This window comes from Stenotrophomonas sp. 80084_Sma (assembly GCF_056481995.1).
In genome coordinates, this window is record NZ_CM151177.1 from 2,140,993 (window position 1) to 2,156,911 (window position 15,919).

At 65.7% G+C, this 15,919-nt stretch carries 10 protein-coding genes; 8 read left to right on the forward strand and 2 right to left on the reverse strand.

Going from position 1 to position 15,919, the window contains the following annotated elements; translation table 11 throughout:
* The first annotated feature begins 73 nt into the window (after positions 1 to 73).
* The 8 genes from ACZK3W_RS10080 (at position 74) to cueR (ending at position 11,326) form a co-directional block, all read left to right on the forward strand.
* On the forward strand, positions 74 to 1,663 hold the full coding sequence (locus ACZK3W_RS10080) for a calcineurin-like phosphoesterase C-terminal domain-containing protein (RefSeq protein WP_478450764.1): 1,590 nt from the start codon (positions 74 to 76) through the stop codon (positions 1,661 to 1,663).
* Between the two features lie 35 nt (positions 1,664 to 1,698).
* On the forward strand, positions 1,699 to 1,983 hold the full coding sequence (locus ACZK3W_RS10085) for a hypothetical protein (protein WP_005409434.1): 285 nt from the start codon (positions 1,699 to 1,701) through the stop codon (positions 1,981 to 1,983).
* 84 nt (positions 1,984 to 2,067) lie between these two features.
* Positions 2,068 to 3,090, forward strand: coding sequence for a glucokinase family protein (locus ACZK3W_RS10090; RefSeq protein ID WP_253145910.1), 1,023 nt, complete (start codon positions 2,068 to 2,070; stop codon positions 3,088 to 3,090).
* A gap of 51 nt (positions 3,091 to 3,141) precedes the next feature.
* Positions 3,142 to 4,140 carry a glycosylasparaginase gene (locus ACZK3W_RS10095; RefSeq protein WP_478450765.1) on the forward strand — a complete coding sequence of 333 codons (999 nt, stop codon included), beginning with the start codon at positions 3,142 to 3,144 and terminating at the stop codon, positions 4,138 to 4,140.
* Entirely contained in the window at positions 4,137 to 4,868 is a 732-nt protein-coding gene (locus tag ACZK3W_RS10100; protein ID WP_478450766.1) for a copper homeostasis protein CutC, read from the forward strand. The genes ACZK3W_RS10095 and ACZK3W_RS10100 overlap by 4 nt, the downstream gene beginning before the upstream one ends.
* A gap of 403 nt (positions 4,869 to 5,271) precedes the next feature.
* Positions 5,272 to 8,229, forward strand: coding sequence for a TonB-dependent receptor plug domain-containing protein (locus ACZK3W_RS10105; RefSeq protein WP_478450767.1), 2,958 nt, complete (start codon positions 5,272 to 5,274; stop codon positions 8,227 to 8,229).
* Positions 8,230 to 8,357: 128 nt separating this feature from the next.
* On the forward strand, positions 8,358 to 10,859 hold the full coding sequence (locus tag ACZK3W_RS10110; RefSeq protein WP_478450768.1) for a heavy metal translocating P-type ATPase: 2,502 nt from the start codon (positions 8,358 to 8,360) through the stop codon (positions 10,857 to 10,859).
* 11 nt (positions 10,860 to 10,870) lie between these two features.
* Complete coding sequence (gene cueR, locus ACZK3W_RS10115) at positions 10,871 to 11,326, forward strand: Cu(I)-responsive transcriptional regulator (protein WP_032129957.1); 456 nt, start codon at positions 10,871 to 10,873, stop codon at positions 11,324 to 11,326.
* 79 nt (positions 11,327 to 11,405) lie between these two features.
* On the opposite strand, the gene ACZK3W_RS10120 is transcribed toward cueR, so the two are convergent.
* Together ACZK3W_RS10120 and ACZK3W_RS10125 are read right to left on the reverse strand one after the other, a co-directional pair.
* A complete protein-coding gene (locus tag ACZK3W_RS10120) occupies positions 11,406 to 11,600 on the reverse strand; it encodes a heavy-metal-associated domain-containing protein (protein ID WP_021204511.1) in 195 nt (64 codons plus the stop codon).
* 200 nt (positions 11,601 to 11,800) lie between these two features.
* Positions 11,801 to 14,878 carry a TonB-dependent receptor gene (locus ACZK3W_RS10125; protein WP_125892809.1) on the reverse strand — a complete coding sequence of 1,026 codons (3,078 nt, stop codon included), beginning with the start codon at positions 14,876 to 14,878 and terminating at the stop codon, positions 11,801 to 11,803.
* Positions 14,879 to 15,919 lie beyond the last annotated feature (1,041 nt).

Genomic DNA, 15,919 nt, shown 5'->3' on the forward strand with positions numbered 1-15,919 from the left:
CACCCACCTCTGCAATGCAGCCGAGCATGGCTCGGCTCTACAATAGGGGGTCTTCTTCTTTCCCGGACCGCCCATGAAACTGCCTGCCGCCTGGCTGTGCTGCCTGTTGCTGACCTCGCCGGCCTGGGCCGCGGATACCGTGGTCAGCGGCAAGGTCTATCTGGAGCGTGACGGCAAATCCGGGCGCGGTGCGACCGATCCGGGCCTGGCCGGGGTGCAGGTCTCCAACGGCGAGGCCATCGTCAAGACCGCCGCCGACGGCAGCTACAGCCTGCCAGTGCGCGACGGCCAGACCGTGTTCGTGATCAAGCCCGATGCGTATTCGTTCCCGAAGGCGGCCGATGGCCTGCCTTCGTTCTGGCGCCACTACCGCCCGAACGGTTCACCGGCACTGAAGTACGGTGGCATCGCCGCGACCAGCGACGTCACCCGCAACTGGGATTTCGCCCTGCAGTCGGATCGCCATGACAGCCGCCGTGGTTTCCAGATGCTGGTGTTCACCGATTCGCAGACCGCCAGCCTGAAGGACATCGGCTACTACCAGCAGTCGATCGTGGCGCCGCTGGTCGGCCAGACCAAGGCGCGCATGGGCACCACCCTGGGCGACATCGTCAACGATGACCTGACCCTGTACCCGGCGATCAACAAGGTCACCACCGAGCTCGGTGTGCCGTGGTTCCACGTGCCGGGCAACCACGATCTCGACTTCGATGCGGCCAGCGACGAACACTCGCTGGACAGCTGGCGCAACATCTACGGCCCGGACACCTACGCGGTGGAAGAGGGTGGCGCCAGCTTCGTGTTCCTGGACGACGTGGTCTACGACCCCAAGGCGAAGCCGAAGTACATCGGCGGCCTGCGCGAAGACCAGTTCGCCTTCCTTGCCAGTTACCTGAAGGGCCTGCACAAGGACCGCCTGCTGGTGCTGGGCATGCACATCCCGCTGTTCGACGCGGCGCCGGGGCGCGAGACCTTCCGTCACGCCGACCGCCAGCGCCTGTTCGACCTGCTGAAGGACTTCCGCAACGTGCTGGTGCTCAGCGGCCACAGCCACACCCAGCAGCACGTCTACCACGGCAAGGCCGAGGGCTGGAACGGCGACAAGCCGCTGCACGAATACAACGTCGGTGCCAACTGCGGTGCGTTCTGGTCGGGGGTGAAGAATGCCGCTGGCGTGCCGGACAGCACCATGAGCGACGGCACGCCGAAGGGCTATGCCCTGCTCGATGTGGCCGGCAACGGCAGCTACAAGCTGCAGTACCGCGTGGCTGGCCAGCCGGCCAGCGAGCAGATCGGCCTGCATGCACCCAAGGTACTGCGCCAGGGCGCCTATCCGGCGTGGGGTGTCTACGCCAACGTCTACATGGGTGAGGACGCCAGCGTGGTCGAGTACCGCGTCGATGGCGGCGCCTGGCAGCCGATGAAGCAGGTCAGCCAGCCCGATCCGCGCCTGATGGTGGAGAACGTGGCCGATGATCTGGCCAACAGCCTGCGCGGCTACGACCGTTCGCCGGAGGCCACTGCGTCGCCGCACCTGTGGCGGGGCGCGCTGCCGACCGACCTGGCAACAGGCAGCCACAAGGTCGAAGTACGCTCCACCCAGCCTGATGGTGCAGTGTTCACCGCCACCACCAGCTACAGCCTGCAGACTGCCCAGCCCTGACACCGCGCACCAGCGCTCCAGCGAAAGGACCCCGCATGGATATCCGCTTCATGGCCGGCACCACGCCGGTGACGCTAAGCCGCCACTGGTTCACCGGCGCGATGCTGCTGCAGAGCGCCACCGAGAAGGTCTGGGTGCAGCACCCGCTGCATCCGGGCACCCACTTCTCGTTCTCGCTGGTACAGTCGTGGCTGCGTCACATCGCCGGCCACGAAGTGCTGGTCGAGCGCACCCGGCCGCTGTTGTTCGCCGGCTTCCGCCCGCAGCGCCTGCGCGTGCTGGTGGATGGTGTGCAGGTGGCCGAACAGGAAGGCATGTAGGCCAACCTGAACCATCGGCGCGCTAGGCAAAGCCGCCCCGATGCCTGAGAATCGGGGCGATTCAATCGATCCAAGCAGGCCAGCGTGACCATCGCAGCAGCGTCCCCGGTTTCCTCCGACTCCGCCCGCGGCGGTCTTCCGCGCCATCTGGTCGTTGCCGATGTCGGCGGCACCTTCGCCCGCCTGGCCTTGGCTGAGACCCAACCCGGGCACGCGCCGTTGCTGGGCAGCCATCGCACCTATGCCTGCGCCGAGCACCCCAGCCTGGCCGCGATCCTGGCCGATTTCACCGCTGGCCTTGGTCAGCCGGTGCAGACCGCGGTGGTGGCCATCGCCGGCCTGCTCGATGGTGATGTGCTGATCAACTCGAACCTGCCGTGGACAGTCTCGCTGTCGACCACGCGCGAACAGTCCGGCCTGCGCGAACTGCAGCTGATCAATGATTTCGAAGCGGTGGCGCTGGCCATCCCGTACCTGCAGCCGGAAACCCTGGTCCCACTGAATGGCGACGCCGATCCGGCGCAGGCCTTCCCGGCGCTGGTGCTGGGTGCCGGTACCGGCCTGGGTGCCGCGCTGCGTTTCGCCGATGGCGAGCGCCCGGTGCTGGCCAGCGAGATCGGCCATGCCGCGCTCGGCGCCGGCAACGCGCTGGAACTGCAGGTGCTGGGCAAGTTGCTGCAGCGCTGGGCGCACGTGGACAACGAGCGAGTGCTGTCCGGCAGCGGCCTGATGAACCTGTATCCGTGCCTGTGCGAACTGCGCGGTGTCACCCCGGTGTGGACCAGTACCGAGGCGCTGATCGGCGCGGCGCGCAGCGGCGAGGATGCACTGGCGGTGGAAACGCTGCAGGTGTTCTGTGCCTGGCTGGGCAGCCTGGCCGGCGACGCGGCGATCGCCGTCGGCGCGCGTTCGGTGTACCTGGCCGGGGGCATTTCCGCGCATGTGCAGGATTTCCTGGCCGATGGCCGCTTCCGTGAGCGCTTCCTCAACAAGGGCGTGCTGACCGAAGTGCTGCGCCAGGTACCGGTGTGGCGGGTGGAGCACGGCCAGCTGGGTGTGCTCGGTGCAGCGGTCTGGCACGCAGCGCGGCAACCCACGCACGACTGATCGGCAGGGCCGGCATCGGGCCGGCCATGCATTGCAGACTGGGAGGGGACGATGGTGGATCGCAGGCAGTTCCTGCAGGCCGGTGCACTGGCCGCAGGCATGGCGGCTTTGCCGGGCGTGCAGGCGCGCACGCTGGGTGGGGCCAAGGTGGTTTCGACCTGGGACTTCGGCGTGCCGGCCAACCAGGCTGCATGGCAGGTGCTGGCGCAGGGTGGCAGCGCACTGGATGCAGTCGAAGCCGGTGCACGCTGGGCCGAGAGCGAGCTGTGCAACCCCACTGTCGGTCATTGCGGCAACCCGGATCGCGACGGCGTGCTGAGCCTGGATGCGAGCATCATGGATGGCGATGGCCGTTGTGGTGCGGTGGCGGCGCTGGTCGACATCCTGCATCCGGTGTCGGTGGCGCGCAAAGTGATGGAGAACAGCCCGCACGTGCTGCTGGTGGGCGAGGGCGCGCAGCAGTTCGCGGTGCAGCAGGGTTTCGAGCGCAAGCACCTGCTGACGCCGCAGGCCGAAGCGGCCTGGCGCGAGTGGCTGAAGACCGAGAAGTACCAGCCGCAGATCAATGCCGAGCGCCGTGGCATTCCCGGCAACAGCGACAACCACGACACCATCGGCATGCTGGCACTGGATGCCAATGGCCATCTGGCCGGTGCCTGCACCACCAGCGGCATGGCGTGGAAACTGCACGGTCGCGTTGGCGACAGTCCGATCATCGGTGCCGGCCTGTACGTCGACAACGACGTGGGCGCGGCCACTGCTTCGGGCGTGGGTGAAGAGATGATCCGCAACGCCGCCTCGTTCCTGGTGGTCGAGCTGATGCGCCAGGGGCGCTCGCCGGCGCAGGCCTGCCGCGAAGCGATCGACCGCGTGGTGCGCAAGCGCCCGGAAGCGAGCAAGACACTGCAGGTCTGCTTCCTGGCCATGAACAAGCAGGGCGAGGTCGGCGCTTACGCGCTGCATCGCGGCTTTGTCTACGCGGTCTGCGATGGGCAGCGCCAGGATGACCTGCGCGACTCGCCATCGATCTACACGAGCACCCAGACGTGAGTACGCGGCTCACCCTGGAGATCGCCAGCAATTCGCTGGCATCGGCGCTGGCCGCGCAGGCCGGCGGTGCCGACCGCATCGAGCTGTTCGACAACCTGGCCGAAGGCGGCACCACACCGTCGTTCGCCAGCATTGCGATGGCCCGCGAACGCCTGTCGATTCCGCTGTTCGTGCTGGTGCGGCCGCGCCCGGGCGACTTCCACTACGACGGGCTGGAAGCCGAACTGATGCTGCGTGACATCGCGCAGTGCCGCGCACTGGGCTGCGATGGCGTGGTGATCGGCGCGCTGGATGTACAGGGCGGGATCGACGTGGCGCTGTGCCGCGAGCTGGTGCAGGCTGCCGGGCCGTTGCAGGTGACCTTCCATCGCGCCTTCGATGCCGCCCGCGATCTGCCCGCCGCGCTGGAGCAGGTGATCGGGCTGGGCTGCCAGCGCGTGCTGACCTCGGGCGGTCAGGTCAGTGCCGAGGCGGGTGCCGATGTGCTGGCAGGCCTCGTTACCCAGGCAGCAGGCCGCATTACGGTGATGGCTGGTGCCGGATTGGCACCGGGCAACATCGCTACCGTGGCAAGGCAGACCGGCTGCACCGAACTGCACGCCTCGGCCAAGGGCCTGCGGCGCTCGGCCATGCAGTTCCAGAACCCGGCTTTGCGAGGGCTGGACCCGGACTGGAGCCAGACCGCCACCGCCACCGTAGCCGCGCTGCGGCAGGCGCTGGACGCCTGATCGCAAGCCCCGGGTCGGATCCTTTCGCAGAAGGGCTCTGACCCCATCTGGATGCAGTCGGGTCAGAGCCCCTCCGTGAGGGGATCCGACCCAGTACGCCGGCCCGCCACGGACAAAATAGTTCCGCGCACGATTGTCGCGATCGTGTCATTGACGTGTGCTCCGTCTTCTCAGCGATGTTTCGCAACCCGTTGATTGTTTTGGATACCTGCAGCCGATAACGGCATTACGCCACGTGTTGCTGCGTCGCCGCATGCCGGGCGTGGTTCAGCTGTGCTTTAGTTTGGATCGATCCACAGGGGAGGGTGTCGGGACGGCCTTGAACCGATCCAGGTGCCCGGATCAGCCGTAGTGCCGCGCCACCACCCGTCCGTGCGTCCACACTTTCGAAGAGCAACCACCCATGGCTCAGATCGTCCGCAAGCGTCGTCACCTGCTGTCCCAGGCCTTGGTCCTGGCCCTGTTGCCCCTGGCGGCCAGCGCGCAGGAGGCCGCCAGTTCGTCCACCAAGGATCTCGACGCGGTCACCGTCACCGGTTCGCGCATCAAGCGCGCCAGCGTTGAAGGCCCAGCGCCGGTCAACGTGATCACCGCCGCACAGATCCAGAAGGAAGGCTTCGTCAGCGTTTACGACGCACTGAAGACGCTCACTGAAGCCACCGGTACCGTCGAGGCGGCCTCGCAGTGGGGTTCGCACACGCCCAATGCCAGCGGCCTGAACCTGCGCGGGATGGGCCCGAACCGTTCGCTGCTGCTGGTCAACGGCCGTCGCGTGGCCGACTACCCGCTGCCCTACGGTGGCGAAACCAACTTCTCCAACTACGGCAACATTCCCGCTGCCGCGGTGGAGCGCATCGAAGTGCTGACCGGTGGCGCCTCGGCCATCTATGGCTCGGATGCGATCGCCGGCGTGGTCAACGTCATCCTGAAGACGAATTACGACGGCGACGAAGTGCGCGTGCGCGGCGGCACCTCCACCGAAGGAGGTCGCGATACCTGGGATCTGTCCTGGGCCGGCGGCAAGACCGGCGACAACTGGAGCGTGACCTACGCGCTGCAGTACACCAAGCGCGATCCGCTGTTCGGACGTGACCGTCCGCAGATGGACGATGCCGACGATGCGCCGTACCCGTCCTGGAACATGGAACAACGCAAGGTCGGCTTCCGTCCCACCGCCGGCCTGGCGCTGATCGATCCCACCACCGGCCAGCGCCTGGCGCCGCCCACCGGCACCTGCGAGAAGTTCGATGGCGAGTACTACACCGCCGATCGCCTGGTCTACAACTACGCCGCCAACACCATCACCAACACCGGCCGCCTGTGCGGCATGAGCGCCGACTACGCCAACTGGCTGCTCACCGGCGGTGCCGAGAACGTGTCCGGCAACCTGTATGCCACCTTCGATTTCAGCAATGACCTGCAGGCCTGGACCAACCTGGCGGTGTACCGCTCCGAAGCGATCTGGGGCACCAATCCGCCCGGCGTGTCGCTGATCGACGATGACAACGGCTACTACTGGGATGCCAACCGCAACCGCCCGATCCTCGGCGTGCGCCAGTTCACCCCGAACGAGGTGGGCGGCCTGGATACGCTGCGTAACACCAACCGCGAACTGTCCTGGGACTGGAGTGCGGGCCTGCGTGGTCGCCTGGCCGATCGCTTCGACTGGAGCGCCACGGTGGGGCGTTCCTACTACCGCGTTGAAGAGCGGCAGAACGTGGTCGACAAGCAGAAGTCGTACGACTATTTCCTAGGCCCGAAGCTGGGCACTACCGCCGACGGCGAGGCGATCTATGCGTTGAACGAATCGCGCTGGTGGAACCCGCTGACGCCGGATCAATACTGGCAGATGGGCACCGTGGCGAAGAACCGTGCGTCCTCATGGGTCAATCAGGCTTCGGCGGACATCACCGGCGAGCTGTTCCAGGGCTGGGCCGGCCCGATCTCGTTCGCGGCGGTGGCCGAAGTCGCGCAGCAGGGCTATCACCTCAGTCCGGATCCGCGCGCCGGCATCGATTTCGACCTGCAGAACGTCGATCGCGGTGGCGGCGAGCGTACCCGCTATTCGGCCGGCGTCGAGTTCAAGATCCCGCTGCTGGAAAGCGTGACCGCCACTGCGGCCGCGCGCTATGACCGCTATGGCAGCTACAAGGCTGACAACAGCGGCGAAGCGCTGGACATCGGCAGCCAGAAGGAGACCACCTGGAATGTCGGCCTGGAATGGCGCCCGGTGGAGTCGCTGCTGGTGCGTGGCTCCTATGCCACCAGCTTCCATGCGCCGGACATGCACTACCTGCTGGGCCAGCCCAGCAGCTCCGAAGTGCAGACCTATGACCGCCTGCGCTGCATCCAGAGCGGCGCGTACCTGGTCAACAACTGTGGCGTGGGCAATACCGATGTCTGGTACACGTTCGACGTGAACCGGCGTGGCACGCCGCTGCTGCGCTCGGAGACCGGTGATTCGTGGACGGTCGGTTTCGTCTGGGATGTGATGCCCAATCTGTCGGTCAGTGCCGACTACTGGGCAATCAAGCTGGAAGACATGATCGTCGACGTTGGCGCCGACGAGGTGCTGGCCAGCGAAGCGGGCTGCCTGACCGGCAAGAACATGGACGGTACGCCGTGGGCCAATCCGGCCGGTGGCGAGTACTGCGCCGGCATCCTGGCCCGCGTGAACCGTGACAGCAACGGTCGCCTGGTATCGATTGAACGTGGCCCGTTCAACCTGGCCAGCCGCGAAGTGCGCGGCATCGACCTGACCGCGCGCTACCGCCTGGAAACCGCGCAGTGGGGCAGCTTCCAGCTCGGCCTGAACTACACTAATCAGATCTCGACCAAGGAACAGCGTTACGCCAACGATCCGAACCCGGAGCGTCGTGACCGTGACCTGCGCAGCAAGCTGCGCGCGAGCCTGGCCTGGCAGCGTGGCAACTGGAATGCCAACGTCTATGCCGATCGCATCGGTTCGGTGCCGGGCGTGCGCTACCACTGGGGCACCGATCGCCTGAACAATCCTGGCGGCTGCCTGCCGTTCGCCGATGGTTACGTGCCCAGCGACAGCCCGTCGCTCAACTGCCTGGAGCCGGCCACGCGTCCGGACGGCTCGCCGAATCCGAATCCCAATGCCGGCCAGCAGACGGCGCGCTACTACGGGCGGGTCGGGCCGTTCATCACCTGGAACTTCAACGTGGGCTACCAGGTGACCGAACGCGCCAAGGTCAATGTCTACGTCAACAACGCGTTCAACTCGGCCAGCTGGAACCACAAGGACCCGTACAAGCTGGACTACGATTTCGCCCCGACCCGCCTGCTCGGCGCGGTTGGCCGCGAGTTCGCGCTGGAATACGTGTTCACCTTCTGAGGTGGACGGCGGGCGGTACGCCGGGCATGGCCCGGCGCTACCGGCTGGACGGGGTGGCTGGATTTGACCTTCCCACGATGGCAAGGTTTAGCCTGTCCGCATCCAGAAGGAACCCCGGGAATCCGATCATGAGCACGCCCCGCGCCACTGCAGTCCCCGCAAGCCCGTCCACCATCAGCCTGCCCATCGAGGGCATGACCTGCGCCAGCTGCGTCGGTCGTGTCGAAGCGGCGCTGTCCAAGGTCGAGGGCGTCGGCAGTGTTTCGGTCAATCTGGCCACCGAACGTGCGGATATCCGCGCGTCCGGTCCGGTCGATCGCGCCGCGCTGATCCAGGCGGTGGAGCGGGTGGGTTATGACGTGCCGGCCGGCACCATCGAGCTGGCAGTGGAAGGCATGACCTGTGCCTCCTGCGTCGGCCGCGTCGAGCGCGCGCTGCTGGCGGTACCGGGCGTCAGCCAGGCCAGCGTCAACCTGGCCACGGAGCGTGCGACCGTGCGCGGCGTTGCGGGCGTAGACGCGCTGATAGCGGCCATCGACAAGGTCGGTTATGCCGCCCATGCCATCGAAGCGGGCGTTCAGTCCGATGACGAAGCGGCGGAAAAGAAGGATGCCGAGCGCGCCGAACTGAAGCGCGACCTGATCGTGGCCACCGCACTTGCACTTCCGGTGTTCGTGCTGGAAATGGGGTCGCACCTGATTCCCGGCATGCACGAATGGGTGATGGCCACCATCGGCATGCAGACCAGCTGGTACCTGCAGTTCGTACTGACCCTGCTGGTGCTGGCCATTCCCGGCCGCCGTTTCTACCAGAAGGGTTTCCCGGCACTGCTGCGGCTGGCGCCGGACATGAACTCGCTGGTGGCGGTGGGTACCGCCGCAGCGTTCGGTTACTCGGTGGTGGCGACCTTTGCACCGCGGTTGCTGCCGCCGGGCACGGTGAACGTCTACTACGAAGCAGCGGCGGTGATCGTCGCGCTGATCCTGCTCGGCCGCTTCCTTGAGGCGCGCGCGAAGGGCCGTACCTCGGAGGCGATCAAGCGCCTGGTCAACCTGCAGGCCAAGGTCGCGCATGTGATCCGTGACGGCCGCACGACCGAGATCCCGGTCAACGAGGTTCTGAGCGGCGATGTGGTGGAAGTGCGCCCGGGCGAGCGCGTGCCGGTCGATGGCGAGGTGATCGAGGGGCGCAGCTACATCGACGAGTCGATGATCAGTGGCGAACCGATTCCGGTCGAGAAGCAGCCGGGCAGCAGCGTGGTCGGCGGCACGGTCAACCAGAAAGGTGCATTGACCGTGCGTGCCACGGCGGTGGGTGCGCAGACCATGCTGGCGCAGATCATTCGCATGGTCGAACAGGCACAGGGCTCGAAGCTGCCGATCCAGGCGGTGGTCGACAAGGTCACCCTGTGGTTCGTGCCGGCGGTGATGCTGGCCGCACTGGCGACCTTCGCGGTCTGGTTGATCTTCGGCCCATCGCCGGCGCTGAGCTTCGCGCTGGTCAATGCGGTGGCGGTGCTGATCATTGCCTGCCCCTGCGCGATGGGCCTGGCTACGCCGACGTCGATCATGGTCGGAACCGGTCGTGGCGCCGAGATGGGCGTGCTGTTCCGCAAGGGTGAAGCACTGCAGTTGCTGAAGGACGCGCAGGTGGTGGCGGTGGACAAGACCGGCACGCTGACCGAAGGCCGCCCGCGCCTGACCGACCTGGAGATCGCCGACGGCTTTGATCGCGCCACAGTGCTGGCCGCCGTCGCCACCGTGGAATCACGTTCGGAGCATCCGATCGCCCGCGCCATTGTCGATGCAGCCACCGAGCAGGGCATCGCATTGCCGGCCATGGTCGACTTCGAATCGGTCACCGGTATGGGTGTACGCGCCAGCGTGGAGGGTGCGCGTGTGGAGGTCGGTGCTGATCGCTTCATGCGCGACCTGGGCGTGGACATCACTGCATTTGCGGCGCTGGCGGCCGAACTCGGCGCGCAGGGCAAGTCGCCGTTGTACGCGGCCATCGATGGACGCCTGGCAGCGATCATCGCAGTATCCGATCCGATCAAGCCGAGCACGCCGGCCGCGATCGCGGCACTGCACCAGCTGGGCCTGAAGGTGGCGATGATCACCGGCGACAATGCCGGCACCGCGCAGGCGATCGCACGCCAGCTGGGTATCGATGAAGTCGTTGCCGAGGTGCTGCCGGAAGGCAAGGTCGAAGCGGTGCGTCGCTTGAAGGCCACGCACGGCCATGTCGCCTTCGTTGGTGACGGCATCAACGATGCGCCGGCGCTGGCCGAGGCCGATGTCGGCCTGGCCATCGGCACCGGCACCGATATCGCGGTGGAGTCGGCCGATGTGGTGCTGATGTCGGGCAACCTGCAGGGCGTGCCGAATGCCATCGCGCTGTCGAAGGCGACGCTGGGCAACATCCGGCAGAACCTGTTCTGGGCCTTCGCCTACAACACCGCGCTGATTCCGGTGGCGGCCGGCGTGCTGTACCCGGTCTGGGGTGTGCTGCTCTCGCCGGTGTTCGCCGCCGGTGCGATGGCGTTGTCCAGCGTATTCGTGCTGGGCAACGCGCTGCGCCTGCGCCGCTTCCAGCCGCCGATGGCGGATGCCCCCGCTGCGAGCCACTGAAGGAGAACCGCATGAACATCGGTGAAGCCGCCAAGGCGTCCAGCGTTTCGGCGAAGATGATCCGCTACTACGAACAGATCGGCCTGATTCCTGCGGCCGATCGCACCGAGTCCGGCTACCGGGCATATTCGCAGGCAGACATCCACCGCCTGCGCTTCATTCGGCGGGCGCGCGATCTTGGCTTCCAGGTGGCCGAGATCACCGATCTGCTCGGCCTGTGGAACGACACCTCGCGGCACAGTGCCGACGTCAAGCATCTTGCCGAACAGCACATCGCCGACCTGGAGCAGCGTATCGAAAGCATGCGGCAGATGGCCGACACGCTGAAGTCGTTGATCAGCTGCTGTGCGGGCGATGAGCGCCCGGAATGCCCGATTCTGCAGCGGCTGGGCGAGGACGAAGAGACCCTGGCACCGCCGGAGACCGCGAAGACCGGTGCAGTACGGCGCCGCACGCACAAGCACTGACCTGGCGTTGCATACATGAAAAACCCGCCCGGTGCAGCTGCACCGGGCGGGTTTTTCGTTGCAGGCGCAGGCTAGGGGATCAGGCCGTGCGCGGCGGGAAGCCTGCATCGGTCAGCGCCGCCACGATCTGCGCTTCGCTGGCCGAGGTCTGTACCTGCACGCGACGGCTGGCGGGATCTGCCTGCACGCTGGCCTGCGGATCGACCAGCTCGATCGCCTTGGTCACGCTGCGTGCGCAGCCGCCGCAGGTCATGCCTTCCACGTGGAATTCCATCTGTAGCTCCTTCGGTGCTCTTGGGGTGGCGCCAGTGTGCACCTTCCAACATTGGCAGGGTCAAGCGCAGGGCTGAACCGAAGACAAAGCACCAATGAAAACGGCAGCCACCTGTACCAGCGCGGCTGCCGTGGAGGAACGTCCCCGCCAGGGCGGGGCGTGGGTTGCACCGGGGCGGGCCCGGGCAACCCGGTGTTGCCTTAGAACTTCCAGGTAGCGCCGAAGTACAGCTGGCGGCCTGCGTAGGTATTGGAGATCAGGCGTGCCTTGGTGTCGCTTCCCAGGTGCACGCGCTGCTCGGACTTGGTGGCATTGATCACCGAGGCGGTCAGGGTCCAGTCCGGGGTCAGGTTGTAGGCCACGTTCAGATCCAGCTGGTCATACGGCTCGGTGTAGACGGTGAGGCCATTGTTGAGCCCACCGACAACCTGACCGCGACGGTTGAACGAGGCGCGCGCGAGGAACTTCTCGTTCTCGTAGAACACCGTCACGTTGGCTTGGTTCTTGGCGCTGCCGACCAGTGGCGAGGAGCCGATTTCCTGACCGTCCAGAACAATGGAGGCCAGGTTGGTGTCGTTGTAGGTGTAGTTGGCCTGCACGCCGAAGCCGAAATCGAAGGTGTACTGGCCATACAGCTCGACGCCTTGCGAGACACCATCGCGGCCATTGGCCTGGGTCTCGTAGCGCTGCACGTTCACCGCTTCACCGTTGATGACCATCGGCGTGTCGCGCACCACCGGCAGGGTGAAGTTGTCCACGTTCTTGCGGAACAGGCCGACGCCGGCGACCGCGCCCGGCTGGAAGTACCACTCCAGGCCCAGGTCGAACTGGGTGGCCTTGAACGGTTCCAGCTGCTTGTTGCTGCCCTGGCCGACCCAGCCTGCGGTCGATGCGCCACCGGCAACGCGGCGATCATTGACGTACTCCTCGCTGTAGTAGCTCAGTGCACCCGGTGCTGCGATGTCGGTGTAGCCGGGGCGGGCGATCACCTTCGACGCGGCACCACGCAGCACCAGCGTGTCGGTGATGTCCCAGGCGATATTGAAACTCGGCAGTACGTCAGTGTAGGTGCGATCCACGCCGATCAGGCTGTAGGTCTTGCTCTGCGCCAGATCGTGCGGCAGGCGCACGAAGCCGCTCTCGCAGCTGTAGGTCGGGTAGGCCGCAGCGGCCGGATCGGTGCACGCCATCGGTGCGCCGGACGCGTTGTCCAGGAAGTAGTCGTTGAACTTCTCGATCGAGTCGGAGGACTGCGCGAACTGCTTGGTACGCACCACGCGCACGCCGACATTGCCGCGCACGCGTTCGGTGCGGAAGTTGGCCTGGAAGTAGCCCGAGTAGATCTTCTCGTTGACGTTGTAGACGAAGTCTTCCTCGGTGCGGTTGTGAGAACCACCGTAGGTCTTGTTCAGGTAATCGATGTAGGCCGGGTAGTTGATGCCCGGGAACACGTTGGCATTGAAGCCGCCCGCGATGTTGTTGATCGGATTGGACAGGAAGAAGCCCGGCTGCGCGTCGCCCGCAGTCGGATCGCAGCCACTCTGGTAGCGGCTGTTGTCATAGTCGGCCGGGTCGCGGCCCGGGCACACCCAGTAGGTGTTGCCGGTATTGCGGTGGACCTTGCCGTCACGGTACTTGGCGCCGAACTGGATCGAGTCCAGCCAGCCGGACTCGAACAGCTTGGTGACGTCAGCCTGGAAGTAGTTCTGCTTGACCTCGGTGCGCTTCCACGACGAATCGGTCGAGCCGGTGTCGACTTCGGCGATGCCGTTCATCAGCTGCTGCTGCAGGTCGGGCGAGAAGGTGGCCGACGGCGTACCGGTCAGGTCCCAGGCGCTGTACAGGTTGCCCGACAGGTAATCGTTGCCGACCTTGCGGCGCGGCTTGGCCGACATCCGGAAGTTCATCGACGGACCACCTTCGGACCAGGTACGGCCGCCGGTGAACGAGGCCTTCCACAGCGGGCTGATGTCCCAGTCGATGGTCAGGTCAGCGGTCTGCGAGAGCGCCTTTTCCTTGCTGTAGCCACCGGTCAGCTGCGGCGTCGGAACCGTGCAGTCGTCCGGGCCCCAGCCGCCGGGCTTGAGGCCAGCGGCCTTGGCCTGGTCTTCGCTGCAGTAGTAGGTCTTTCCAGCCAGCTTTTCGAACTGGGCGCCGGTAACGGTGTTGCCGCTGGGATCGAAATCCAGGCCGTTGAGCAAGCGGCCGCCGGCCCAGTTTCCATCGCCGTTGAAGCGGGCCATGCTCCATTCCGGAATCTTCAGCATGTTCTGGGTGTAGTCACCCTGCAGCTCGAAGCGGAAGTAGTTGGCCGTCATCGTAACGTTGTCGACCGGCTTGAACTGGAAGGTCAGCTGGCCGCCCTTGCGTTCGCGCTTCTCTTCCTTTACCGCGAAGTTGACCGACGTCGGCATGAAGAAGTCGCTGTAGTTGCCGCCGGTCTGGTTGTTGAAGCCGGACTTGCCCCACCAGTAGTGGATGCCATCCTGCGCCTGCACGTTGCCATAGGCATCGCGCGCCTTGCCGGCGCCATACCACTGGTAGTCCTCGGTGCTGGCTTCCATGGTGCGGGTGGTGCGCTTCTGCTGCGTCACGCCGATCAGCACACCGAAACGCTCGTCCTTGCTGTGCCACGAATACAGGGCCGACGCCTGCGGGTCGATATCGTGGTGGGTATCGGAGGAGGTGCCCTCGAGCGTGACGAAGCCCGAGTTGGATTCCATGTCCAGCGGGCGACGGGTGTGCAGGATGACCGTGCCGCCGATGCCGCCTTCATCGATGCGTGCTTCCGGCGACTTGAACAGCTCGGCGCTGGACAGCATGTTCGACGGCAGCAGGGTGTAGTTGAACGAACGGGTGGCTTCGTCGTTGGTTTCCGACGTGGCCACGTAGTTGCCGTTCAACTGGGTCAGGGTCAGGTCGGGTGCCAGGCCACGCACGCTGACGCTCTTGCCTTCGCCGCCACTGCGGGTGATGACCACGCCGGGCACGCGCTGCAGTGCGTCGGCCACGTTCTTGTCGGGGAACTTGCCGACGTCTTCGGCGGTGATCACTTCGACCACGGCGTTGGCGTCGCGCTTCTGCTCAAGGCTCTTTTCAATGGCGTAGCGGTAGCCGGTGACCTGGACGCTGTCCAGGTTGGTGGCTTCCTGCGAGCCGGTGGAAGCGGCCTGCTGCGCGGCGGCGCCAGCCGGAATGACGGCGGCGGCCAAGGCCAGCGCGATGGCCAGCGCCAGTGCGTCCTGGCCATGCGTACGTGTTGAATGCTTCATTCCCATCTCTCCCTCTCTCCTGGATTGATCCGGTGACGTGGCACGGACAACTTGAATCGATCTAATTTGAAGTGACATTGTCGCTATTGCCATGCAGTGGCAGTAGCACCGTGCGCGTGGCCTGGTACGTCCTGTTGCTGCTCCCCCAACTCCCGGCCATCGCAGTGTCGTTCTTGGATCGATCTAAGCGATGGGCGGGCGTTTTTTAGCATGGGTCGCCCGCGGGCGCATGCTGCTCCGCAATATGGTACTGGCGTGGCGAAGGCATGACGGTTTGCTGAAATCAGTGAAATCGTTTTCGTGCGCAGGGGAGGGTGGGGCGGCAGGGCTGCGCCCTGCACCTGCTGTAGTGCCGGCCGCTGGCCGGCAACAGCCAAAGCCAAAGCCAAAGCGGCTCTGGGTTTCTGCTGGTTTGGCGGGGCGGTGTGGGCTGGCAGGACACGCCGTAAACCCCCAGACCGGCCCAGCCGCTGGCGGCTGGGCGTTCGGGCGCTTGCGAAGCAGTGCTTCGCAAGCAAAGCGCCCTCACCCATGGGGGCTCGATGGCGCCATCCATGGCGCCAACGGTCCTGCCAGCCCACACCGCCCCGCCTTTGACAGTTTCCCGGTGACGGTTGGATAGGTCCTGGAATCACGCGAGGTCATGGGGTCAGATCCGTTCTCCGTTGGAAAACGGATCTGATCCCGATTGATTTCGTTATCCGACAGAGATTGATCCACGCATGGCGTGGATCTACTGCAGATCGCGAGAAACTGTCGAAGGCGGGGTGGGTCCGGTTGCGGGGGCGTGAGCCGCATGGATGCGGCGACCGAGCTTACATGGACGTACTTGCAGCGGCCCCCGCAACCGGACCCACCCCGCCTCCCCACAGGAAATCAGCTTCTGCTGTTGCTGTTGCTGTTGCTGTTGCTCCAGCTCGGAGCGGGTGCAGGGCGCAGCCCTGCCGAACACCCCCCTCTCATGCTGCGCCGCAGAATGCATTCGGCTGAACCTGCATGCTCTACTTGAATCGATCTAAATTCACGGTCTGGTGGGTCGGGCGTCAT

What these genes read in the sequence shown, in the direction of transcription:
- ACZK3W_RS10120 (WP_021204511.1), bottom strand. Translation starts at nt 11,600, where the DNA reads ATGGAATTCCACGTGGAAGGCATGACCTGCGGCGGCTGCGCACGCAGC.
- ACZK3W_RS10095 (WP_478450765.1), top strand. Translation starts at nt 3,142, where the DNA reads ATGGTGGATCGCAGGCAGTTCCTGCAGGCCGGTGCACTGGCCGCAGGC.
- ACZK3W_RS10110 (WP_478450768.1), top strand. Translation starts at nt 8,358, where the DNA reads ATGAGCACGCCCCGCGCCACTGCAGTCCCCGCAAGCCCGTCCACCATC.
- ACZK3W_RS10085 (WP_005409434.1), top strand. Translation starts at nt 1,699, where the DNA reads ATGGATATCCGCTTCATGGCCGGCACCACGCCGGTGACGCTAAGCCGC.
- cueR (WP_032129957.1), top strand. Translation starts at nt 10,871, where the DNA reads ATGAACATCGGTGAAGCCGCCAAGGCGTCCAGCGTTTCGGCGAAGATG.
- ACZK3W_RS10125 (WP_125892809.1), bottom strand. Translation starts at nt 14,878, where the DNA reads ATGGGAATGAAGCATTCAACACGTACGCATGGCCAGGACGCACTGGCG.
- ACZK3W_RS10080 (WP_478450764.1), top strand. Translation starts at nt 74, where the DNA reads ATGAAACTGCCTGCCGCCTGGCTGTGCTGCCTGTTGCTGACCTCGCCG.
- ACZK3W_RS10105 (WP_478450767.1), top strand. Translation starts at nt 5,272, where the DNA reads ATGGCTCAGATCGTCCGCAAGCGTCGTCACCTGCTGTCCCAGGCCTTG.